The 21,398-nt window shown below is 73.6% G+C and carries 24 protein-coding genes and 1 tRNA gene; 17 read left to right on the top strand and 8 right to left on the bottom strand.

Annotated features, from left to right (window positions below; all coding sequences use genetic code 11):
- Position 1: 1 nt before the first annotated feature.
- Positions 2-1,654 carry a GMC family oxidoreductase gene (locus ACQPYX_RS09730; protein WP_433802700.1) on the top strand — a complete coding sequence of 551 codons (1,653 nt, stop codon included), beginning with the start codon at positions 2-4 and terminating at the stop codon, positions 1,652-1,654.
- A 49-nt stretch (positions 1,655-1,703) separates the two neighbouring features.
- Here ACQPYX_RS09730 and ACQPYX_RS09735 read toward each other — a convergent pair whose 3' ends face one another.
- Genes ACQPYX_RS09735 through ACQPYX_RS09745 form a run of 3 tightly spaced genes read right to left on the bottom strand, consistent with a single transcriptional unit; the run spans position 1,704 to position 4,752 of the window.
- On the bottom strand, positions 1,704-2,015 hold the full coding sequence (locus ACQPYX_RS09735) for an AtuA-related protein (RefSeq protein ID WP_433802701.1): 312 nt from the start codon (positions 2,013-2,015) through the stop codon (positions 1,704-1,706).
- A complete protein-coding gene (locus tag ACQPYX_RS09740) occupies positions 2,012-3,364 on the bottom strand; it encodes an acyclic terpene utilization AtuA family protein (protein ID WP_433802702.1) in 1,353 nt (450 codons plus the stop codon). Before ACQPYX_RS09740 ends, ACQPYX_RS09735 begins: the two co-directional genes overlap by 4 nt.
- The gene (locus tag ACQPYX_RS09745) at positions 3,361-4,752 is read right to left on the bottom strand and encodes a CitMHS family transporter (protein WP_433802703.1); all 1,392 of its coding nucleotides are present in this window, start codon (positions 4,750-4,752) and stop codon (positions 3,361-3,363) included. The genes ACQPYX_RS09740 and ACQPYX_RS09745 overlap by 4 nt, the downstream gene beginning before the upstream one ends.
- A 103-nt stretch (positions 4,753-4,855) precedes the next feature.
- Here ACQPYX_RS09745 and ACQPYX_RS09750 point away from each other — a divergent pair, with 103 nt between their 5' ends.
- The gene (locus ACQPYX_RS09750; protein WP_433802704.1) at positions 4,856-5,830 is read left to right on the top strand and encodes a LysR family transcriptional regulator; all 975 of its coding nucleotides are present in this window, start codon (positions 4,856-4,858) and stop codon (positions 5,828-5,830) included.
- Positions 5,827-6,177, top strand: coding sequence for a thioesterase family protein (locus ACQPYX_RS09755; protein WP_433802705.1), 351 nt, complete (start codon positions 5,827-5,829; stop codon positions 6,175-6,177). Before ACQPYX_RS09750 ends, ACQPYX_RS09755 begins: the two co-directional genes overlap by 4 nt.
- On the opposite strand, the gene ACQPYX_RS09760 is transcribed toward ACQPYX_RS09755, so the two are convergent.
- On the bottom strand, positions 6,178-6,723 hold the full coding sequence (locus ACQPYX_RS09760) for a TetR family transcriptional regulator (protein WP_433802706.1): 546 nt from the start codon (positions 6,721-6,723) through the stop codon (positions 6,178-6,180).
- Positions 6,724-6,804: 81 nt separating this feature from the next.
- Between ACQPYX_RS09760 and ACQPYX_RS09765 the strand changes: the two genes are divergently transcribed.
- From ACQPYX_RS09765 to ACQPYX_RS09775, 3 genes are all read left to right on the top strand, one after another.
- Positions 6,805-7,998, top strand: coding sequence for an alpha/beta fold hydrolase (locus tag ACQPYX_RS09765; protein WP_433802707.1), 1,194 nt, complete (start codon positions 6,805-6,807; stop codon positions 7,996-7,998).
- Positions 7,999-8,124: 126 nt separating this feature from the next.
- Positions 8,125-10,026 (top strand): DNA primase, encoded by a 1,902-nt coding sequence (gene dnaG, locus ACQPYX_RS09770; RefSeq protein ID WP_433802708.1) that lies wholly within the window; start codon positions 8,125-8,127, stop codon positions 10,024-10,026.
- The gene (locus ACQPYX_RS09775; protein ID WP_433802709.1) at positions 10,023-10,535 is read left to right on the top strand and encodes a hypothetical protein; all 513 of its coding nucleotides are present in this window, start codon (positions 10,023-10,025) and stop codon (positions 10,533-10,535) included. The genes dnaG and ACQPYX_RS09775 overlap by 4 nt, the downstream gene beginning before the upstream one ends.
- Before the next feature lie 172 nt (positions 10,536-10,707).
- On the opposite strand, the gene ACQPYX_RS09780 is transcribed toward ACQPYX_RS09775, so the two are convergent.
- Positions 10,708-10,780, bottom strand: a tRNA-Asn gene (locus tag ACQPYX_RS09780).
- A 112-nt stretch (positions 10,781-10,892) separates the two neighbouring features.
- Here ACQPYX_RS09780 and ACQPYX_RS09785 point away from each other — a divergent pair.
- The 7 genes from ACQPYX_RS09785 (at position 10,893) to ACQPYX_RS09815 (ending at position 16,667) form a co-directional block, all read left to right on the top strand.
- Positions 10,893-11,162 carry a hypothetical protein gene (locus tag ACQPYX_RS09785; protein WP_433802711.1) on the top strand — a complete coding sequence of 90 codons (270 nt, stop codon included), beginning with the start codon at positions 10,893-10,895 and terminating at the stop codon, positions 11,160-11,162.
- A 152-nt stretch (positions 11,163-11,314) separates the two neighbouring features.
- On the top strand, positions 11,315-12,457 hold the full coding sequence (locus tag ACQPYX_RS09790; RefSeq protein ID WP_433802712.1) for an anion permease: 1,143 nt from the start codon (positions 11,315-11,317) through the stop codon (positions 12,455-12,457).
- Positions 12,454-12,684, top strand: a complete 231-nt coding sequence (locus ACQPYX_RS09795) for a hypothetical protein (protein WP_285588378.1) — start codon at positions 12,454-12,456, stop codon at positions 12,682-12,684. The genes ACQPYX_RS09790 and ACQPYX_RS09795 overlap by 4 nt, the downstream gene beginning before the upstream one ends.
- 203 nt (positions 12,685-12,887) lie before the next feature.
- On the top strand, positions 12,888-13,892 hold the full coding sequence (locus ACQPYX_RS09800) for an isopenicillin N synthase family dioxygenase (protein ID WP_433802714.1): 1,005 nt from the start codon (positions 12,888-12,890) through the stop codon (positions 13,890-13,892).
- 6 nt (positions 13,893-13,898) lie between these two features.
- Positions 13,899-14,591 carry a DUF998 domain-containing protein gene (locus ACQPYX_RS09805; RefSeq protein ID WP_433802715.1) on the top strand — a complete coding sequence of 231 codons (693 nt, stop codon included), beginning with the start codon at positions 13,899-13,901 and terminating at the stop codon, positions 14,589-14,591.
- Positions 14,592-14,614: 23 nt separating this feature from the next.
- Positions 14,615-14,941 (top strand): VOC family protein, encoded by a 327-nt coding sequence (locus tag ACQPYX_RS09810; RefSeq protein WP_433802717.1) that lies wholly within the window; start codon positions 14,615-14,617, stop codon positions 14,939-14,941.
- 118 nt (positions 14,942-15,059) lie between these two features.
- Positions 15,060-16,667, top strand: a complete 1,608-nt coding sequence (locus tag ACQPYX_RS09815; protein WP_433800559.1) for a transposase — start codon at positions 15,060-15,062, stop codon at positions 16,665-16,667.
- A 172-nt stretch (positions 16,668-16,839) separates the two neighbouring features.
- Here ACQPYX_RS09815 and ACQPYX_RS09820 read toward each other — a convergent pair whose 3' ends face one another.
- Complete coding sequence (locus ACQPYX_RS09820) at positions 16,840-17,298, bottom strand: SRPBCC family protein (protein WP_433802718.1); 459 nt, start codon at positions 17,296-17,298, stop codon at positions 16,840-16,842.
- A 42-nt stretch (positions 17,299-17,340) separates the two neighbouring features.
- Here ACQPYX_RS09820 and ACQPYX_RS09825 point away from each other — a divergent pair, with 42 nt between their 5' ends.
- The 4 genes from ACQPYX_RS09825 to ACQPYX_RS09840 are packed head-to-tail and all read left to right on the top strand — an operon-like array spanning position 17,341 to position 19,916.
- Positions 17,341-18,336 (top strand): class I SAM-dependent methyltransferase, encoded by a 996-nt coding sequence (locus ACQPYX_RS09825; RefSeq protein WP_433802719.1) that lies wholly within the window; start codon positions 17,341-17,343, stop codon positions 18,334-18,336.
- Positions 18,333-18,929 (top strand): HAD family hydrolase, encoded by a 597-nt coding sequence (locus tag ACQPYX_RS09830; RefSeq protein WP_433802720.1) that lies wholly within the window; start codon positions 18,333-18,335, stop codon positions 18,927-18,929. The genes ACQPYX_RS09825 and ACQPYX_RS09830 overlap by 4 nt, the downstream gene beginning before the upstream one ends.
- A gap of 58 nt (positions 18,930-18,987) precedes the next feature.
- Positions 18,988-19,419: a pyridoxamine 5'-phosphate oxidase family protein gene (locus tag ACQPYX_RS09835; protein ID WP_433802721.1), complete on the top strand. Its 432-nt coding sequence runs from the start codon at positions 18,988-18,990 to the stop codon at positions 19,417-19,419.
- Positions 19,420-19,427: 8 nt separating this feature from the next.
- A complete protein-coding gene (locus tag ACQPYX_RS09840) occupies positions 19,428-19,916 on the top strand; it encodes a MaoC family dehydratase (RefSeq protein WP_433802722.1) in 489 nt (162 codons plus the stop codon).
- Positions 19,917-19,919: 3 nt separating this feature from the next.
- Here the strand turns inward: ACQPYX_RS09840 and ACQPYX_RS09845 are convergent, their stop codons facing one another.
- Both ACQPYX_RS09845 and ACQPYX_RS09850 read right to left on the bottom strand, forming a co-directional pair.
- Complete coding sequence (locus ACQPYX_RS09845; RefSeq protein ID WP_433802723.1) at positions 19,920-20,333, bottom strand: hypothetical protein; 414 nt, start codon at positions 20,331-20,333, stop codon at positions 19,920-19,922.
- 175 nt (positions 20,334-20,508) lie between these two features.
- Positions 20,509-21,393 (bottom strand): hypothetical protein, encoded by an 885-nt coding sequence (locus ACQPYX_RS09850; RefSeq protein WP_433802724.1) that lies wholly within the window; start codon positions 21,391-21,393, stop codon positions 20,509-20,511.
- Between the last annotated feature and the right edge of the window lie 5 nt (positions 21,394-21,398).

Below are 21,398 nucleotides of genomic sequence, written 5' to 3' on the forward strand. Positions count from 1 at the left end.
CATGGCCAGCTACGAAGAAGTCGACGTCCTGATCATCGGTGCCGGGCCCGGCGGGGCCGGTGTCGCCTACGAGCTCAAGGACACCGGCGCGAAGATCGTGTGCCTGGAGCAGGGCCCGTGGGTCACCGCCCCGGAGCACCCGCACTACCACGACGAGTGGGAGATCGAGAAGCAGCGCGGGTGGGCCTACGACCCGAACGTCCGCCAGCTGCCCGAGGACTATCCGGTCACCGGCACCACGACGCCGTACATGATGAACAACGTCGGCGGCTCGACGGTGCACTACGCCGGGCACTGGCCGCGCTACAAGCCGGTCGACTTCCGCAAGGGCACCGAGCACGGCCTCGAGGGCACGATCGACTGGCCGATCTCCTACGAGGACCTCGCGCCGTTCTACGACCGCAACGACGAGATCTACGGCATCTCCGGGCTGATCGGCGACCCGTCGTACCCGGACCGCAAGAACGCCCAGCGCGACCCGATGGTGCTGCCCGGCAAGCTCGGACTGAAGTACGCGAAGGCCTCCCGCGACCTCGGCTGGCACTGGTGGCCGTCCGACAACGCCGTGATCACCCGGCCCCGCGAGAACCGCGAGGCCGACGTGGGCCACGGCAACGAGCTCTCCGGCAGCCCGACCGGGTCGCTCTCGACGCCGGCGCACGCGCACTGGCCCTACAACGTCCGCGCCGGGGTCGACCTGCGGACCATGGCCCGCGTCGAGACGATCACCGCCGAGGGCGGGAAGGCGACCGGCGCGGTCTACATCGACCGCAACACCGGCAACCGCCACGAGATCCGCGCGAAGATCGTGGTGCTCGCGGCCAACGGCATCGGGTCGCCGCGCATGCTGCTCGCGAGCGCGCAGAAGGGCCACGAGAACGGCCTGGCGAATTCGAACGGTCTCGTCGGCAAGTACCTGATGCACCACGTGTTCGCGTTCTGCGACTCGTGGTTCGACGAGCCCGTCGAGGGATTCAAGGGCTCGTTCGGCTCGCCGATGTACTCGCACGAGTTCTACCACACCGACATGGACCGCGGATTCGTCAACGGATTCGGCATGCAGGTGGCGCGCTCGTTCGGGCCGTCCTATGCGGCGATGGGGACGCACACCGGGTACACGGCGCCGTGGGGCGACAAGCACCGCGACTTCTTCGCGAACCACTTCGCCAACCACCTCATGGTGTTCATGTTCGGCGAGGACCTGCCGGTGGAGTCGAACGCGGTGACCCTCGACCCGACCGTCACCGACTCCGACGGCATCCCCGCCGCGCACGTGAACTACGAACTGCACCCGAACGACATCGCGCTCGCGAAGTACGGCATCGAGAAGATCTTCGAGGCCACGCGGGCGGTCGGTGCGGTGGAGACCAACGACACCGGTGTGCTCTACCCGCCGCCGGCCTGGCACCTCATGGGTACCTGCCGGATGGGCAACAACCCGCAGGACTCGGTGCTCAACAAGTGGTGCCAGACGTGGGACCTGCCGAACCTGTTCGTCGTGGACGGCTCCACGCTCACCACCGGCGGCGCGGTCAACCCGACCTCGACGATCGGCGCCCTCGCGGTGCGGGCCGGCGAGTACATCAAGCGGAACTACGAGCACATCACGACACAGAGGACGACGCCGTCGAACGCGGACGCGCCGACGATGTAGGTGGCTTCGCCCTGTGTGCACTAATCCGTGCTCCAGCACGGATTAGTACTCACGGGCCGTCAGGCACCTCGAGGCTCAGCAGGTGGTGGCCCAGGGCCTTCCCGTGGCCGTCCAGGGTCGCCGACCCCGTGACGCCGCCACCGAGCGCACCCGGCAGGACGACCACGACCGCGGACTGGTCCGGGACCTCGCGGACGATCACCGGGGCCGTGAGCAGCCCGTCGAAGTGGGCGGCGACCCGCTGCGGCGTCGTCGTCGCAAGGACCCGGGGCAGGTCGGCCCGGTCCCGGACGTGCACGGCCAGGATCAGGGTGTCGCCCTTGTCGCCGGCCCGGACGCCGGCGAGGTCGTCGAGGATCACGAGAGCTCCAGGAGGTCGACGGCGGGCGTGACGAGTCGGCGGTCGAGCAGGCAGGAGCGGACCGCGAGGACCTCGGCGTGTGACCGGCGGGCGCCGCCCCCGCCTGCGGGCCCGTTCGTGTAGAGGCTCTCGACCTCCCAGCCCACGGTCTCCGCCCGCTCCTCGTCGGGGGCCCACGCCTGGACGCGGAGCCGCACCTCGAGCGGGTCCCCGACCGGTGCGAGCCCGCGCAGCGCGGCGCCCGCCCCGATGTACTCGACGTGCACGTCGGCGGCCGGGATGCCGTGGACGCGGTCGAGACGGTCGACAACCACCTCGGCCGCGGCGTGGGCCCGGGCGAGTGCCCGCGGCCCGGCGTAGGAGATCTGTCCCTCGCCCGACCAGCCGCCGCGGAACCCCAGCGTCACCTTCAGCGCGTCCGGCCGCGGGGTGCCTCCTGCGCCGGACACCGCCACCGTGTCGGGGGCGTCGGACCGGAGCCGGACCTGCGAGAGGTCGGCGACGACGTCCGGGGTCACGTACGCGCCGGGGTCGTCCACCTCGTAGAGGAGCTGCTCGCGGGTCGTCGCGAGGTCGAGCCGACCTCCGGTGCCGGGGAGCTTGCCGAGGACGGCGGTCCCGTCGGCGGCCACGTCGGCGAAGGGGAAGCCGAGGTGCGCGAGACGGTCCACCGGCTTCGTCACGGGGTCCGCGAAGTAGCCGCCGGTCAGCTGCCCCGCGCACTCGAGCAGGTGGCCCACCGCCGTACCGCGGCCCAGCAGGCCGGGGTCGCCGTCGAGCGCCCACCCGAACTCGTGCACGAGCGGACCCAGGAACAGTGACGGGTCCGCCACCCGCCCGGTCACCACCACGTCGGGGCGGGCGTCGAGGGCCCGGACGATCGGGTCGGCGCCGAGGTAGGCGTTGGCGGCCAGCAGGTCCTCGGAGTGCTCGGAGAGCCGCCGTCCGGTCTCCCACACCACGGGGTCCGCCGCCACCGTCGCGTCCAGGACGTCGTCCCCGGTCACCGCGGCGACCCGGAGCCGGGGGAGGCCGAGATCGTGGGCGACGTCGAGGGTCGCGGCCGCCGCACCCCGGGGGTCGGCTGCCCCCGAGTTGCTGACGATCGTCGCCCCGCCCTCGACCGTCGGGCGCAGGACCGCCCGGAGTCGCCGGGTCCACAGGGGATCGAAGCCGGCCTCCGGATCGGCGCGCCGGCGGGCGTTCGCGGCGGCGATGGTGCGCTCGCCGAGACACTCGAAGACCAGGTAGTCGAGCCCGCCCCGCTCGGCGAGGTCGACGGCGGGGTCGATGCGGTCCCCCGCGAACCCCGCGCCCGCGCCGAGGCGCACCGTCGTCCGGCCGGTCACAGCGCCACCGCGCCGGTGAGCAGCGCCGTCGCGAGCATGACGAGCGACACGAGCCACGCCCACCCGATCAACGACCGGATGTGGCGGCCGATGTCGACCCCGCCGAGCCCGATGAGGAGGTAGAACGCGCCGGTCAGCGGGCTGATCGGGAAGCCGACGGTCTCCTGGCCGACGAGGGAGGCCCGGGCGAGGTCGACCCCGGCGATCCCGAGATTCGTCCCGAGCTCGGTCAGGACCGGGAGGACCCCGTAGTAGTAGGCGTCGGGACCGAACAGCAGGCTCAGCGGCACCCCGAGCACGCCGACGACGACGGGCAGGGCCGGTCCGAGCCACGCCGGGACGGCCGCGGCCAGGGTCTGCGCCATCGCGGTGACCATCCCGGTCCCGTCGAGGAGTCCCAGCAGGACGCCGGCCGCGAGCAGCGTGGTCGCCATGAGCATGGCGCCCTGCGCGTGGGCCTGGATGCGGGCGGTCTGGACCGAGAGCCCCGGGTAGTTAACGACGAGCGCGAGCACGGCGGCGACGAGGAACACGGTCTCGGGCGGCGCCACGCCGCTCACGAGGGTCGCGAGGACGGCGAGGGTCAGGACGGCGTTCACCCAGAACAGGCGGGGGCGGGAGAGGTCCTCCTCCTCGCGGGCCTCGTCGGCGTCGTCGTCGGGCCGGTCGGGGCCCTCGGTCGTCGGACCGGTGCGACCGGAGCCCGACGCGACGGTCGTGGTCGTCCCCGCCGCCGCACCGACCGGCACCGCCGAGGTCGCGACGGTCGTTCCCGCGAGCCGACGGCTCTCGCGCAGCCCGAGGAAGCCGGCGACGGCGAGCGCGGCGAGGAGCCCCACCACCTGGGCGGGGATCAGGGGCACCCAGAGCGAGACCGGGTCGATCCCGACGACGGTCGACGCGCGGGCCGTGGGACCGCCCCACGGGAGCACATTCATGACGCCGGCACCGAGCCCGACGCAGGTGGTGAGGACCAGCCGGCTCATGCCCAGCCGGTCGAACACCGGCAGCATCGCGGGCAGCGCGATGAGGAACGTCGTGGCGCCGGCGCCGTCGAGGTGCACCACCGCGGCCAGCGTGGTCGTCGCGAGGCAGACCCCGACGGGCGCGTTGCCGGCGGCGCCGATCAGCCTGCGGATGACCGGTTCGAAGAGGCCCGCGTCGCGCATCACGCCGAAGAAGACGATCGCGAAGACGAACATCGCCGTGACGCCGACGACGCCCTCCAGGCCGTCGCCGACGAACTCGCCGACCTCGGAGGGCGAGAAACCCGCGACGAAGGCGGTGACGACGGGGACGGCGACCAGGGCGACCACGGCCGCGACCCGGTTGGTCAGCAGCAGGACGAGGATCAGGCCGATCGTCGCGAAGCCGAGCGCGGACAACATCTCGATGGCTCCCTCGGAGCGACGGCAACGGTGCGCGCCCAGTGTCGGCGGTCACGCCAGTCGTATCTACGATCAATCCGTCATTGACCGATGAGCGATCGGCATGGGAGGACTCGTGCTCGACCTCGGGGTGAACCACCTGCGGGCGCTGGCCGCGGTGCACGACGCCGGGGGATTCGGTGCAGCCGCGCGCCGGCTGGGCACGACGCAGTCGGCGGTGAGCCGCCTCGTCGCCGAGGCCGAGCGGCGGCTCCGGGTCCCGGTGTTCGCCCGCACCACGCGACGCGTCGTGCCCACCGAGCACGGGCGGGCCGTCCTCCCGCTCGTCCGTCGCCTCGTCGACGACCACGACGCCGGGTTGGCGCACATCGAGGGCTATCTGGCGGGGACGTGGGGCACGGTCTCGGTCGCCGCCCTGCCCTCGCTCGCCGCGATCGTCGTGCCGCCCGTGGTGGCCGAGCACCGTCGGCGGCACCCGGACGTCGAGGTGCGGGTCCGCGACGGGCTCGCCGAGTCCGTCGCCGACCTCCTCGCGCGGGGCGTGATCGACCTGGCCGTCACGGCGCGCACCGGGCCGCGGGAGGACTCGGCCGTCCCGATCGCGCGGGACCGGTTCGTGCTCCTCGCCGCCGACGGGCACCCGCTGGCGACCCGCTCCTCCGTGGACTGGGCCGAGCTGGACGGGACGTCGATGGTCGTGTTCGGGGAGCGGAGCAGCATCCGTCGGCCGGTCGAGGACGCGCTGCGCGCCGCCGGGGCGCGGCCGGGGTCGGTCCAGGAGACCCAGAACGTGGCGGCGGTGGCGGGCCTCGTCGCCGCGGGTCTCGGGGTCACGGCCGTCCCGGGTTTCGTCCTCCCGCTGGTGGCCTTCGCGGGGCTGCGGCGGATCGACCTGGTCCCCGTCGTCACCCGGGACGTCGAGGTGCGCCACGACCCGCGACGCCCGCTGAGTGCCGCCGCGACCTCCTTCCGGGACGCCCTCGTGGAGTCGGCGCCCGTGCTGCTGCCGGACCTGGCCGCGGTGGAGTGGCAGGTGAGCACCCGCTGGGCACCTCGCCCCGTAGGGTCGTCCGGGTGACGTACGAGGTGACCCAGGACGACACCGCGCAGGCCCTCGGGAGCGGCGACGTTCCCGTGCTCGGCACCCCTCGGCTCATCGCGTGGCTCGAGGCGGCCACCGTCGAGGCGGCGCGCCCGAAGCTCGCCGACCGCCAGACCACCGTGGGGACGGCGGTCCGGGTCAAGCACCGTCGTCCCACCCGCGTCGGCGGCACGATCACCACCACCGCGAAGCTCACCGGCGGCCCCGACGAGAAGGGCCGGCTGTCGTTCTCCGTCTCGGCCGTCGACGGGGACGGCGCCACGGTGGCCGACGGCGAGATCGACCGCGTCATCGTCGAACGGATGGGTGCCTTCGGCTCCTGATCACGACCCCGCGACGACCGCGACCGCGGTCTCGCGCAGGGCCGCGGTCGCCGCCTCCGGGTCGAGGCCGCACAGATCCAGCAACGTGAACAGCGACTCGGCGCTGATCACGACGGCGAGCCGCGTCGCCAGCGCCGCCCGCGCCGGCGACGCCGGGACGTGCGCCAGGGCGTGCTCGATGAGCGCGAACCGGTGGGCCGCGCGCGTCCCGCCGCCCGCGACCGACGCCGCGACGATGTGGCGCACCGTGACCTGGTGGGCGACGGTGCGCGCGCAGAACGCCGTCGCGACCCGCGCCACGCGCTCGGCGACGTCGTCGACCCCGTCCAGCGGGACGAGTTCCGCCGGAGCGGGCCACGTGTCGCCCACCGTCTCCCGCAGGAGCGTCACGAGGTCGGGGTAGTAGCGATACGCCGTCGCCTCCGAGACGCCCGCCCGGGCGGCGACCGCGGGCATCGTCACCTCCCCGTTCTCGACGACGAGCTCCCGCGCGGCCGCGGCGATGGCCCGCCGGGTCCGCTCCTTCTGCTGGGTCCGCACCGCCATCGTGAGAGCGTACTTGCACGAAGACTCGGAACGCGACTAGCGTCTCGTCGTGAAAGCTCACTCTCACGAGAGAAGGTCGCCATGACCGAGGTGTCGATCGTCGGTCCGGACGCCGGGGAGACCGCGGGGCTCGGCCCGGTCACGATGCGGATCCTCGAGGACGGCAGCACCACCTCCCACCGGCTCGGGATCAGCGAGATCACCGTCGCGCCGCACACCGCGGGCCCGCAGCAGCACCGCCACGCCCAGCACGACGAAGGCTTCTACGTCGTCCGCGGGACGGCCCGGTTCACCGTCGGGACGACGACCCACGACGCGCCCGCCGGAACGCTCGTGATGGTCCCGCCCGGCGCGCCGCACACCTTCGAGAACCCGGGCGACGAGCCCGCCGTCCTGCTCAACACCTTCACGCCGGACCTCTACGTGCAGTACTTCCGCGACCTGCGCGCGATGGTCGAGAGTGGCCGGCCGATGACCCCGGAGAACGTCACCCCGGTCATGGCGCGCTACGCGACGGTTCCCTCGACGGAGTACGCCCCGGCGGTCGCGGAGCAGGGGAGCGGGCGCCCGGTGATGGTGCTGCACGGCGGGGGAGGGCCGTTCTCGGTGGCCGGACTGGCCGACGCCCTCGCCGGTGACCACCACGTCCTCGCCCCGACGGTGCCCGGGTTCGACGGCACGCCGCGCCCGGAGGGGTGCCGGACCGTCGCCGACGTCGCCGCCCGCTTCCTGACGGTGCTCGCGGAGCGCGGCCTGCACGACGTCGCCCTCGTCGGGAGCTCCATGGGCGGCTGGGTCGCCGCCGAGATGGCCCTGCAGGACACCGACGGCTGGGTCGGCGCGGTGGTGCTCGTCAACGCGGTCGGCATCGAGGTCCCCGACCACCCGATCCGTCCGATCCTGGGGCTGCGGATCGACGAGATCGCCGAGTTCTCCTACGCCGACCCCGACCGGTTCCGCATCGACCCGACCACCCTGCCTCCGGAGCGGCAGGAGGTGATGGCGGCCAACGCGGCGGTCTTCGCCGACTACGCGGGGGAGCCGTACATGCACGACCCGACGCTGCGCGGCCGGCTCGGCGGCATCACCGTCCCGTCCGCGGTCGTGTGGGGCGAGGCCGACCGGATCGTCGACGTCGACTACGGCCGGGCCTACGCCGCGACGCTCGGTGCCCCGTTCACCCTCGTCGAGCAGGCCGGCCACCTGCCGCACGTGGAACAGCCGGCGGCGACGCTCGCCGCGGTCACGGCCGCGATCGACGCGGCGACGCCGTGATCATCGAGCACCTGCGGTCGTCCGCCGGCCCGTCCGGCCGCCGAGGGTGCTCGTTGACCATGACGTGCCGACCGGCCGCCCGGAGCGGCCCCCGGCCACCCCGGGCGTCGTCGTAAACTGCCGGGCGTGGCAGGACGGATCCGGGACTCCGACATCGCGGAGGTGCGCGACCGGAACCGCATCGACGAGCTGGTCGGCGACTACGTGGCCCTGCGGCCGGCCGGCCCCGGCTCGCTCAAGGGGCTCTGCCCGTTCCACGACGAGAAGTCGCCGTCGTTCCAGGTCCGGACCAGCCACAACACGTACCACTGCTTCGGGTGCGGGGCGCACGGCAGCGCCATCGACTTCCTCATGCAGATCGACCAGCTGGGGTTCGTCGAGGCGGTCGAGAAGCTGGCCGACCGGGTCGGCTACCGGCTCACCTACGAGGGCGGCGGGTCCAGCGTCCAGCGCGACCGCGGCACGCGCTCCCGGCTGCTGGCCGCGAACAAGGCCGCGGCCGAGTTCTACGCCGGCGAGCTGCGCGCGCCGGGGGAGGCCCAGCGCGCCCGGGAGTTCCTCGCCGAGCGCGGGTTCGACCAGGCGGCGGCCGAGCAGTTCGGCTGCGGGTTCGCACCGGGCGGCTGGGAGAAGCTGACCAAGCACCTGCTGGGGCTCGGCTACTCGCTCGACGAGCTCGAGAAGGCCGGGCTGTCGGTGCCCGGGCAGCGCGGCCACCGCGACCGGTTCCAGCGTCGTCTGCTCTGGCCGATCCGCGACCTGGGCGGCGACGTCGTCGGGTTCGGCGCACGGCGGCTGTTCGACGACGACCGCATCGAGGCGAAGTACCTCAACACCCCCGAGACGTCGATCTACCACAAGTCGAAGGTGCTCTTCGGGCTCGACAAGGCCAAGCGCGACATCGCCAAGTCCCGCCAGGCCGTGATCGTCGAGGGCTACACCGACGTCATGGCGATGCACCTCGCGGGCGTGCCGACCGCGGTCGCGAGCTGCGGGACGGCGTTCGGCGAGGACCACGTCGCGGTGCTGCGCCGGCTGCTGCTCGACGACTCGTTCGACCGTGGCGAGGTCATCTACGTCTTCGACGGCGACGCCGCCGGGCAGGCGGCCGCGCTCAAGGCCTTCGACGGCGACCAGCAGTTCTCCGCGCAGACCTTCATCGCCACCGCCCCCGACGGCATGGACCCCTGCGAGCTGCGCCAGGCCAAGGGCGACACCGCGGTGCGTGACCTCGTGGCCCGCCGCTCGCCGCTGTTCACCTTCGCGATCCGCTCGATCCTCGACGAGTACGACCTCGGCACCGTCGAGGGCCAGACCGCCGCCCTCAAGCGCTGCGTCCCGCTGGTCGCCCAGATCCGCCAGGTCGAGCTGCGCGACGGCTACGCCCGCCGGCTCGCGGGCTGGACCGGGTGGGCGGACGAGGCGCAGGTGGTCCGCCGGGTGCGCGAGACCGCGGGCCAGCCCGCGGACCAGCGCCAGACTTCCCGACGACGGGTGCGGCCGGTCGAGCCGTCCGCTCCGGAGGGGCCGGCCCTGCCACCGCGCGACGACCCGCGCCTGCGGGTGCAGCGCGAGGTGCTCAAGTCGGCGCTGCAGGTGCCGGCCCTCGCCGGGCCGGTGTACGACACGCTGCCCGACGACGCGTTCTCCCACGAGGGCTACCTCGCCGTGCACCGCGCGATCCTCGCCGCCGGCGGGACCTCGACCGGCTACTCGGGGGCCTCGTGGGTCGCCGCGGTCACCGAGGCGATCAACCCGCCGTCGTACGGCCGGTTGGTGGCCGAGCTCGCCGTCGAGCCGATGCAGTCCCGCGAGGCCGACGACCACCGGTACGTCTCCTCCATGCTCACCGCCCTGCAGGGCGCGCTGGTCGAGCGCCAGGTCGCGGAGATCAAGTCCCGGTTGCAGCGCATCTCGCCGGTCACCGACGCCGACGAGTACCACGAGCTGTTCGGTGACCTGGTCGCGCTCGAGCAGTACAAGAAGGCCCTGCGCGACCAGGCGATCGGCGGGCAGTGGTCGGCGTGAAGTTCACGGAGCGCCTCGCCTCGGTCCTGCTGGGCCGGGAGATCACGCCCGACGGGTTCACCGGCACGCTCGAGGACGAGGAGCGCGTGCTCGCGGACGCCCGGACCCGTGCGGGGGACGTGGTCCTCGCGACGGACCTCGGCCTCTGGTTCGGGGGCCGCCGCGTCCCGTGGCACCTGATCTCGAAGGCGACGTGGGCGAACGGCGCGCTGTCGGTCGTGGAGGCGACCGAGTCGGCGCGACACGGTTCGGTGGTCGTCCTGTCCGACGCCGCCCCCGTCCGCCTGGCGCTCCCCGACCCGGGCCGGCTGCCCGAGACGGTGCACCGCCGGGTCACCGGCGTGATCACCACCCGCCAGCACCACGACCTGCCCAGCGGTGGCGCCTGGTTCGTGCAGCGCCGCACGCCCGAGGGGATCGAGGTGCACGTGCGGCCCGACCCGGGCACCGACCCCGACCAGGTGCGCACCCTCGCGGAGGGCATCGCGGAGAAGCTCGGCCGGGCCTGAGCACCCGCCGGTCGAGGTGTCGGCCCCCGGCGACCGGCATCGGTGATCGCGAACTCGTGCGCGACACGCGCAAGCAGGGCTGCGACACGCTCACGGAGTTCGGAGGTGCCGGACCCGCTGCTGCCGCCGGCTGACCGTGTGGCCGCGGTGCGCGCGGCCCGGGAGGGAAGTGCTCCTCCTACTGGACTCGAACCAGTAACCCTGCGATTAACAGTCGCATGCTCTGCCAATTGAGCTAAGGAGGACCGCCTGCGGCCCGGCTCGGTGTCCGTTCCGCTCTGGTCGTAGACCGTACCCGACGCGGATCCGGGGCCGTCAGGCAGGATGGGTCAACGCCGTCGTCGGGAGGATCCGGACATGAAGTTGCTGCCGTTCGCGCTGGGTGTGGGCGTGGGCTACGTGCTGGGGGCCCGGGCGGGGCGGGAGCGCTACGAGCAGCTCTCGCGCGCGTACCGACGGGTCGCCGACAACCCCCAGGTGCAGGCCGCGGCCGGCGTCGCGCAGGCGAAGGCCGGCGAGGCGGTGCACGCGGCGGTGACGGTCGCGAAGGAGAAGGTCGCCCCGTCGTCGCAACCGGGCCACGAGCCGGCGGCGCCGGGTCGCTCCGTCGGGTCGAACGGCCGCTGACAGCCGGACGAACCGGACTCTTCCGGCGGGTTTTACCAGCGCTGGAGGCGCTGTTCAGCTCCTGTTCCCTCCGGTGAGCGGTGGGCGGTCGTTGCCCGTACCTAACGTGATCGGCGACCGCGACCGACACCGCCGGAGGGACCCGTCAGGGCATGGACCTCTCACTGATCGTCATCGTCGTCATCGTGACGGCGTTGGCCTTCGACTTCACCAACGGCTTCCACGACACCGCCAACGCCATGGCGACCTCGATCGCGACCGGGGCGCTGCGGCCCAAGGTCGCCGTGCTGATCGCCGGCGTGCTCAACGTCGTCGGCGCGTTCCTGTCCGTCGAGGTCGCGAAGACGATCTCCAGCGGCCTCGTCGACGAGACCAAGATCAACCCGTACATCATCTTCGCGGGGCTCGTCGGCGCGATCCTCTGGAACCTGCTGACCTGGCTGCTCGGCCTGCCGTCGAGCTCCTCGCACGCCCTGTTCGGCGGCCTCATCGGCGCCGTCCTCGTGGCGGCCGGTGCGGGCGCGGTGCACTTCCCGACGCTGCTGTCGAAGATCATCCTCCCGGCGGTGATCTCGCCGGTCCTCGCGGGCGTGATCGCCCTGGTCGGCACGGTGATCGCGTACCGGAGCACCCAGCGGTCCGACGACGAGACCGTGAAGAAGGGGTTCAAGGGCGGCCAGATCGTCTCGGCGTCGCTCGTGGCCCTCGCCCACGGCACCAGCGACGCCCAGAAGACGATGGGCGTCATCACGCTGACCCTGATCGCCTCGGGTGTCCTCGCGCCGAACTCGGGCCCGCCGATCTGGGTGATCCTCGCGGCCGGCCTGGCGATCGGGCTCGGCACCTACCTCGGGGGCTGGCGCATCATCCGGACCCTCGGCAAGCGCGTCTCGGACATCCAGACCCCGCAGGGCTTCGCCGCCGAGACCTCGACGACGGCGGTCATCCTCGCCTCGTCGCACCTGGGCTTCGCGCTCTCGACGACCCAGGTGGCCACCGGGGCGATCTTCGGTGCCGGCGCCGGTCGCCGTATCGCCGGCGTGCAGTGGGGCGTCGCGGGGCAGATGGCCGTCGCCTGGATCCTGACCCTCCCCGCAGCGGCCGTGGTCGGCGCGGTGGCGGCGTTCGCGGCCTCGCAGGGCGCCGTCGGGACCGTGCTCGTGGCGGTCGCCGCGATCGCCGTGGCGATCGGCATCTACGCGGCCTCGCGCCGCACCCCGGTCACCGCCGAGAACGTCAACGACGTGCCGGCGCCGGTGGCCCCGGACGAGCAGCGTGAGGTGGCGCAGGCATGAGCATCGCGTGGGGTTCCCTCGGACTGGTGGCCCTGGTGTCGTTCGCCGCGGCCATCGTGGTGACGGCGCTCGTGTCCTTCGGCATCGTCGGGCTCGCGGCCCGGGCGCCGCGGGCCGACGGACCGGAGCCGGCCCTGTCGCCGGCCGTCGGCACCGCGGTCGGGGCGATCTGCCTGACCGTGGCCGTCCTGATCGTGCTCTACGGGCTGTACCTGATCGTGGCCTGAGCGGTCTCCCACCGAGTGCGGCGGAATGCGCCGGCCGTGGCGCACTCCGCCGCACTCGCGCTCCCGGCCGCCCCCGCCCCGGCCGGAACGAACGACGCGTTCGTGGCTTCTCGCTGCACGAACGCGTCGTTCGGTCCGGGCGGCGAGCCCGTCCCGGCCGGAGCAGGTACCGGGCCGGGCCGGCGTCGCCGATACTGGCGGCCATGAGCGCGCTCCCGATCCTCGACCTGGCGCAGCTCGACCGGGGCGGCCCCGCGGCGGAGGCCTTCCGCACCGACCTGCGCGAGGCGACCCACGACGTCGGGTTCTGCTACCTCACCGGCCACGGGATCCCCGACGACGTCGTCGCCGGAGCCTTCGCCGCCGCCGAGCGGTTCTTCGCGCTGCCCGACGAGGCCAAGCGGGCCGTCGAGATGCTGCGCAGCCCGCACTTCCGCGGATACACCCGCACCGGCGGGGAGCTGACCCGCGGACAGGTCGACTGGCGCGAGCAGATCGACCTCGGCGCCGAGCGGTCGACCTGGGACCACCCCGACGCGCCCGCCTACATGCGGCTCGAGGGCCCCAACCTGTGGCCGGACGCCCAGCCCGAGCTCCGGGAGGTGTTCACCGACTGGGAGCGCCGGTGCACCGTCGTCGCGCAGCGGCTGATGGCGGCCTGGGCGCTCTCGCTCGGCGGGCCGGCCGACCGGTTCGACGGCCTCTTCGGCGACCGCCCGTCCACCCTGATCAAGCTGATCCGATACCCGGGCCGCGAGGAGCGGGGCCAGGGCGTCGGCGCCCACCAGGACCCGGGCGTGCTCACCCTGCTCATGATCGAGCCCGGCAAGGGCGGCCTGCAGGTCGAGCGTGACGGGGACTGGATCGACGCGCCCGCCGTGCCCGGGGCCTTCGTCGTGAACATCGGCGAGCTGCTGGAGTTCGCCACCGACGGCTACCTGAAGGCGACCGTGCACCGCGTCGTGTCCCCGCCGCCGGGGGAGACGCGGCTGTCGATCCCGTTCTTCTTCAACCCGGCGCTCGACTCCACGGTGCCGCGCGTCGAGCTCCCGCCCGAGCTCGCGGCCCGCGCCCGGGGCGTCACGGCCGACCCGGACAACGTCATCTCCGGCACCTTCGGCGACAACCTGCTGAAGGCGCGACTGCGGGCCCACCCGGACGTCGCCGCCGCCCACCACGCCGATCTGGTGTCCGCCCTGGCACGATGATCGTCCGTGGCGGGCTTCGCGGTGTCGGACTGGCTCGAGGACCGCTGGTTCATCCGCTCGCACCTGCTGCAACGTCGTCTGGTCGGCACGGCCGGGTTCGCGCTGCCGGTGCTCGTCGTGGTCTTCAACTGGGTCTGGGGCCTGGTGGTCGACGCCGCGAACGGCACGCACCTGGCCCCGAGCTTCTGGGACTCGGTGCAGAGCTCGATCAGCGCGTACTACTACACGTACTCGGCGAACATCTTCGTCGGCGCCCAGATCGCGTTCGCGGTGTTCCTCGTGACCTACCGCTACGGCGTCTGGGAACGCCGCGTCGGGATCGTGGCGGGGATCGCCGCGGCGATCGTCGGGCTGTGCCCCACCACCCCGCCCGACCCGACGACGCTCCAGCGCCTCGTCGGCGGCCTGCACATCACGGCGGCCGCGGTGTTCTTCGTCGGCATGGCCGTGTTCTGCCTGTTCCTCTTCCCGCGTGACCCGGGCGTCGCGGTCAACACGGTGCCGCGGGGTCGTCGGGTGCTGTTCCGGGTGTGCGGCGTGATCATCGTGCTCGCGCTGGTGGTCGCCGTCGTCGGCGCCCTGGTGCTGGATTCCGCGGTCCGCGACGAGATCCGCTTCCTGCTCTGGCTCGAGTCGGTCGCGGTGTTCGCATTCGCGCTCGCCTGGCTCGTGAAGGGCCTGGATCTGCAGCCGTCCTGACGACACCGGGGCACGATGGGCGCGTGCCTCCTGCCCTCTTCGCCGGCTTCCGGGTCTCCGACCTCGAGGCCGCCGTCGCCTGGTTCACCCGCCTGCTCGGTGCGGAGCCGGTGATGCGGCCGAACGACGACGAGGCCGTCTGGGAGATCGCCGAGGACCGGTTCGTCTACGTCGAGCTCAGCCCCGGCCGGGCCGGGCACTCGCACGCGACGGTGTTCCTGGACGACCTCGACGGGTTCCTGACGAGCGCCGGCATGGCTCCGACCACGACCGAGACCTACGAGAACGGCGTCCGCAAGGCGATCTTCCGCGACCCGGACGGCAACGAGTTCGGCGTCGGCGGGATGTGACCGGACAAGATCAGGACGCGCGGAGCGATGTGCTCGCTCAGCAGGCTGTTGCCAATTCGCTCTTCTGTTGATCTTCGGTGGTCGGGAAGATCTTGGGGTGGCAAAGGGGTATCGGCCGGTGCGGCGGGATCAGGGGTTCCTGCTGCCGCCGGACATGCGTGAGTGGCTGCCGGCGGATCATCTGGTGTGGTTCCTGCTCGAGGTGATCGCGGCGATGGACACGTCGGTGTTCGCGCGGCGGCCACGGCGCCGCGAGCAGGGTCCGGACACGGGATCGACGGCGGGCCGGGCGGGCTACGACCCGGACCTGCTGCTCGGCCTGTTGATCTACGCGTATGCCAACGGGCTGCAGTCCTCGCGGCGCATCGAGCGGCTCTGTCACACCGATGTCGCGTTCCGGGTGCTCTGCGCCGGTGACATTCCCGACCACACGGTGATCGCCCGGTTCCGCGCCGCGCACCAGGAGAAGTTCGTCGAGGTGTTCGCCCAGGTCCTGCGGTTGTGTGCGCGGGCCGGGCTGGGGCAGGTCGGCACGGTCGCGATCGACGGGTCGAAGTTCACCGGCGACGCCTCACCCGGGGCGAACCACGGCCGCGACTGGTTCGCCCGCCAGGCCGCCGAGCGGGTCGAGGCCGCCGCGGCCACTGACGCCGCCGAAGGACAGCGACTCGACGCCGGAGGTGACCCTGAGGGTGGCGATCGGGGCCCGGCGGGGTGGGCTGAGCAGGGGGCCGGAGACCGGCAGGCACGGATTCAGACGTGTTTGGCCGAGCTGGAGGACGCCGGGCAGAGCGCGCAGGCCGACCTCACGGCGAAGGCCGCGAAGCTCGAGGTGCGGGTCCAGGCCCGCGAGGCCGACGTCGCCCGGCTACGCGCCGAGCAGCAAACCAAGATCGACCGGTGGCACCAGGGCTGGGCTGATCACCGGGCCCGCCCGCTGTTCTACTACGCCCCCCAGGGCGCTTGCCCCCGCCCGGTCGACAAGGCCGTGGTCGTGGTCCGCGCCGAAGCAGCGCTGGCCCGGGCCCGGGCCAAAGCCGAACACCTCGCCCGCCAACTCGCCGCCGCGTCCGCCGAGCCGCAGGCGGGGTCGGGGTCGGGGTCGGGGTCGGGGGCTGGGGTGCTGCGGAATCTGACCGACCCCGACTCGCGGTTGATGAAGACCAGGCGGGGCTGGACCCAGGGCTACAACGTGCAGTTCGTGGTCTCGGACGATCAGCTCGTGCTCGCCGTCCGCGCCACCAACGACCCCTTCGACGGGGCCTGGTTCACCCCGATGACCCAGGCCGCGGTCGCCGCCGCGGTCGAGATCGCCCTGGCCCGCGACCCGCAGGCCTGCCCCGGTGAGCACGGCGGGATCGGCGTCGTGCTCGCCGACGCCGGCTATGCCAGCCACGCCAACCTCACCGCCCCCGGCCCGGACCGGCTGATCGCGCTGGGCAAAGGCCGCGCCGTCGAGCGGGCCGCCCGCGAACACCCCGCCGAAGGCGAGCCGCCGCCCGAGGCGACCGCCCGCGAACGCATGGACCACCGACTAAGGACCCCCGAGGGCCGGGCCACCTACAAACGCCGCGGCGCCACCGTCGAACCCGGCATCGGCAACGTCAAGAAACTCCTCGCCCGCATCACCCGCCGCGGACTGGCCGCCGCCGACGCCGAAGTCACCCTCGCCGCCCTGGCCCACAACCTACGCAAGCTCCACCGCCTCCACGCCGCCCCCACCTGAGACAACAGCGCGGGGGCGCCCGCTTCGCGGGCACCCCGGCGCGGGCCGCGAACCCCCCACCAGCGGTCAACCTCAACGCTGATCGCTACCGGACTGAGCCGACGCAGGACTAATTTGGCAACAGCCTGTCAGCGAGCACATCGCGCGGCGGAACCGGATCCTGCGCGCCGACTCAGCCCTCGATGACCTTCTTGATCCGCTCGAGGGTGGCGGGGATCGAGGTGCGCGCGTCGTTCACGCGCAGCGTGATCCCGTCCTCGCCGAAGGTCTCCCGCACCCAGGCCCGGCCCGGCGGCAGGAACTGCCAGTTCTCGGTGAGCCGGGTGCCGCCCTGCTCGGACGCCATGGTGAAGCCCCACCGGACGAAGCCGTCGCGGACCTCCCAGGCGAACTCCCGGCCGGGTGTCGCGACGACGACCTCGCTGCGGGTCGACCAGTCGCGCCCGGGCCGCGAGTTGTGGCCGGTGAAGTGGGCGCCGACGACCGGGCCGGTGGCGTCCTCCCACTCGCAGGCGCGCGTGAACTCGCTCCACTCGCCGTGGCGGGTCACGTCGGAGACCACGTCGTAGACGTGGTGCGGGGTGGCGTCGATCCAGGTGGAGTCGGCGAAGGCGTACGGGTCGTCGGTCACGGAGTCATCCTCCACGCGTCGATCGGGGGCACCATGTGGATCATGACCACCTCCTACGCGGGAGCGTCCGCCCACTACCTCTCGCCGCGCCGCCGCGACCCCGTGAAGCGGTTCTGGGAGGAGCCGGTCAACCACCGCATCCTGGACCGCGCCCTCGGGTTCGTCGAGGGCGATCCGGTGCGGGTGGTCGACGTCGGCGCGGGCACCGGCGACGGCCTCGCGCTGCTGGAGGCGGCCACCGACCGCCCGCTCGACTACACGGGCATCGACCCCGACCCCGAGATGGTCACGACGGCGACCACCACCCACGCCGACCGGACCGGCGTCCGGTTCGTGCAGGCCGACGTGCGCGACGACCTCGACCTCGCGCCCGATCTCTGGCTCTCCGCGGGAGCCCCGTGGTCCCATCTCGACCACGACGACTTCCGCACCACCCTCGTCCGCCTCCTCCGTGACGCGGCCCGCCGGGACCGGCCCACCGCGGTCGTCGTCGACACCCTCGGACGCTGGTCGCCGGAGTGGCCCACGCACTGGGAAGACGAACGGTGGGACTACCGCATGTCGTTCTTCCAGGACGCGGGCGACGACCCGGTGGCCGCGCCGATGAGCACCCACAGCCGATGGTCGATCGACGCGGCCGTCCTCGAGGCCGACGTCCCCCTGGCCGCGCTGGAGTTCCACGACCGCGCCGTGACGGTCGGCCGCCACACCACCACGGGCGCCTTCCACCCCGGCCTGCCCGACTACCGCGGGCTCGTCAACGCCCTCTACGACGGCGACACCGCGGTGGACCTCCCCGCCCTGCACCTCGACCCGCCGTCGGGCCACGCCCCCGACGAGGTCACGGCCTTCTTCGCCGCCTTCGCCGCGCTCTGGAACGCGCGCCTCGACCGCGCGCTCGAGCAGGAGGCGGCCCTCGGGCGGACCCCGTCCCGACGACGGGCGCTGGCGGCGGACCTCTGCGCCCTCGAGCACGGGGCGGCGCCCGGCCTCGGGGTCGGGCACTCGCTGATCGCGCTGATCGTGGTCGCACCGTGAGGGGGGTCCTGTTCGACTTCGACGGCCTCCTCGCCGACACCGCCCCGGTCTGGCGCGCGGCCGCGGCGGCGGTGGCACCCGGCTGGACCGAGGTCGACGACCGCGCCCTGCACGGCCTCGACACCGACGCCACGCTCGGCCGCCTCGGGGAGCGGGCGGGCCGGGAGGTCACCCGCGAGGAGATCCTGGCGGCCTACCGCGCGCGCATCGACCAGGTCCGGCTGATGCCCGGGGCGGCCGACCTGGTGCGCTCCCTCGCCGTGCCGCTGGCCGTCGCGTCGAACAGCCCGACCGATCTCGTCGGGGAGCAACTCATCGCCCTCGGGCTCGGGGACGCGTTCGTCGCCGTCGTCGGGCTCGGGGCGGGCATGGCGCCCAAGCCCGCGCCCGACGTCTACGAGGCGGCCGCGCGGCGGCTCGGTCTCCTGCCGGGGGAGTGCGTGGCCCTCGACGACTCGGCGCCGGGCGTGCTCGCCGCCGCGACCGCAGGGTGCCGCGTGATCGGCGTGTCGACCGCGACGCTGCCGGTGGCCCGTCAGGTCGCGTCGCTGACCGAGCTCGTCGACTCCGCGGGGTCCGGCCCGGAGTGGTGACGTCTCCGGACGAACCGGGCACAGTACGCCTCCACCACGACGACGGGGAGGACCGACGATGCTGCTCGACCCGGGTGACCCACTGCTCGCGCACGCCCACGAACGCCTGCACGCCGAGCCGGTCATCTGGCTCGCGACGAGCCGGCCGCACGCGGTGCCGGTGTGGTTCCGCTGGTCCGACCCGGCCGTGACCGTGTTCAGCCGGCCCGACACCGCCAAGATCGGACAGCTGCGCCGGGACCCCGCCGTCGCGCTGCACCTGGACACCGCGGCGGGCGGCACCGACGTCGTACTGCTGGAGGGGGTCGCGGAGTTCGACGACCGCCCGGTCGGCGAGGACGCGTTCGCGGCCAAGTACGCCGATCAGCTGGGGGAGCAGTCGTTCGCGGCGTGGCGGGAGACGTTCTCGGTGGCCCTGAAGATCGTGGCGCGGCGACTCGTCGTCTGGCGCGCCGGCGAGGACGGCCCGGAGTACCGGTCGGTGCCATGATCGCTGCCGTGACCGAGGTGCTCAGTTCGACCGACTTCGCCGCGCCGATCGACGACCGGTGGTTCGCCGACTACGTCGTCGGCGAGACCTACGAGTACGGGAAGGTCTCGGTGAGCGCCGACGAGATCGTCGCGTTCGGCCGGCAGTACGACCCGCAACGTCTGCACACCGACCCGGACTGGGCCGCGACCGGCCCGTTCGGCGGGCTGATCGCCAGTGGCTGGCAGACCGCCGGGCTGATGATGCGGCTGTACTGCGCGCACTACATCTCGGCGGTGGCGAGCCTCGCCTCGCCCGGCGTCGACGAGCTGCGCTGGCCCGCGCCGCTGCGTCCCGACGAGCCGGTCCGGTTGCGCACCACGGTGGTCGAGTCCCGCGTCTCGCGGTCCAAGCCCGACCGCGGCATCGTCCGGACCGCCATCGAGGTGCTCACCGACGACGACCGCGCGGTGCTCACCGGGGTCGCGATGAACATGGTGGCGGTGCGGCCGGCGTAGGGGTCAGGCGCCGACGAGGTCTCCGCCGGCCTCGTCGAGCGCCCGGACGACTCGGCGCAGCGCGCCGAGCGAGGACAGGGCCAACTGTGCGAGGGAGGGCTCGTCGTCGGAGAGCAGGGCGCGCAGGAGCTGCAGATCGCTCACCGACCCGCTCCCGGCGTCCGGTCGGTCCGCCGCTCGCACCAGTGCCAGGACGCGCGGCGACACCGGGACCCGCTCGACCGGCACCGCGCCGGTGCGACACCCGGTCCCCGCGATGCCGTGCAGCGCCGCAGTGACCGCGTCCTCCTCCACCCCGCCCGCGTCGAGCAGGGCGGCCGTGTCGGCCGCGCGTCGCCGTAGGACGGCCAGCAGAACGTGCTGCGTCCCGACACTGCGGGCGCCCGCGGCGGCAGCGATCGCGCGGGCCGTCGGCATGCCGGGCCACTGGGGGACACGCGGTCCGGGCGAGGTCACGTGCCTTCATCGCGGGAGGCGGGCCGGGCGTGACCCGTCCTCGGGAAACGATCTCGTCTCGTCACCCGGTGCGGCCGATCGGGCACGCAGGCGGATCTTCCCGCCGTGGGCTCCGCCGCGGTCCTCGTCGTGGCGGTCATCCTGCTGCTGGCCTTCCTCGCCGCCCTCCTGCTCTGACCAGCGCGGCGGGCACCACGGTCAGCACGAGCCCGCCCGCCGCGAACGCCCCGGCGACGAGCAGCGCGTCGGACGTCCCGGCCACGAACGGCACGAGGACGAGCGCGGCGGCCGGGGTCAGCGGCTCGCGCACCAGGGCCGCCAGCCCGACGACGAGGACCACACCGAGGCCGCCCGCGAGCCAGGTCGGGCCGGGCAGACCAGCGGCCGCCGCGCCGACCACGCCCGCCGCGGTCATGAGCGCCACGCGCCGGGTGGCCGACCCGGACACCGGCGCGCCGGCCCGCGCCGCGAACTCCAGACCCGCCACCAGCAGCGGAGGAGCGCAGAGCAGCGGCGGCAGCCCGACCGCACCGACGACCACGATCCACGCCGCCGCCGCGACCACGAAGGCCGCCAGGCGCCCGCCCGGCCACGCCGGGGCCCGCGGGGCCCGCACCCGGCACACGCTGAGCGCCAGCACGGCGCACCACGCCGCCACGGCGAGGACGTAGCCGAGTCCGCGCAGATCGAACACCACGGGCAGGACGGCGGCCGAGACCGCCGGGATCAGCGGACTGCGCACCAGGTGCAGGACGAGGACCATCACGGCGAGCGCCCCCGCGGCCCGCCACCACCACGGCCCGGGCAGACCCGCCGCGACGACGCCGAGCGCTGCACCCGCCGTCGGGACCCCGACCAGGCCCGCGGGCGCCGCCCACGCCCTCCGGCCCAGCGTCCAGAGGCCGTAGCCCAGCGCGACGGCTTCGGGGAAGAGCACCGCGCGGTCGTCGAGGAGGTCGGCCGCGAGCAGCATCACCGCAGCCAGGAGGCCCGGCGCGGCGTACCGCAGTGCCGTCCGCACGCCGG

Origin of the sequence: Actinomycetospora sp. CA-084318, from assembly GCF_050955885.1 — a bacterium.
In the GTDB taxonomy this organism is placed as follows: Bacteria; Actinomycetota; Actinomycetes; order Mycobacteriales; family Pseudonocardiaceae; genus Actinomycetospora.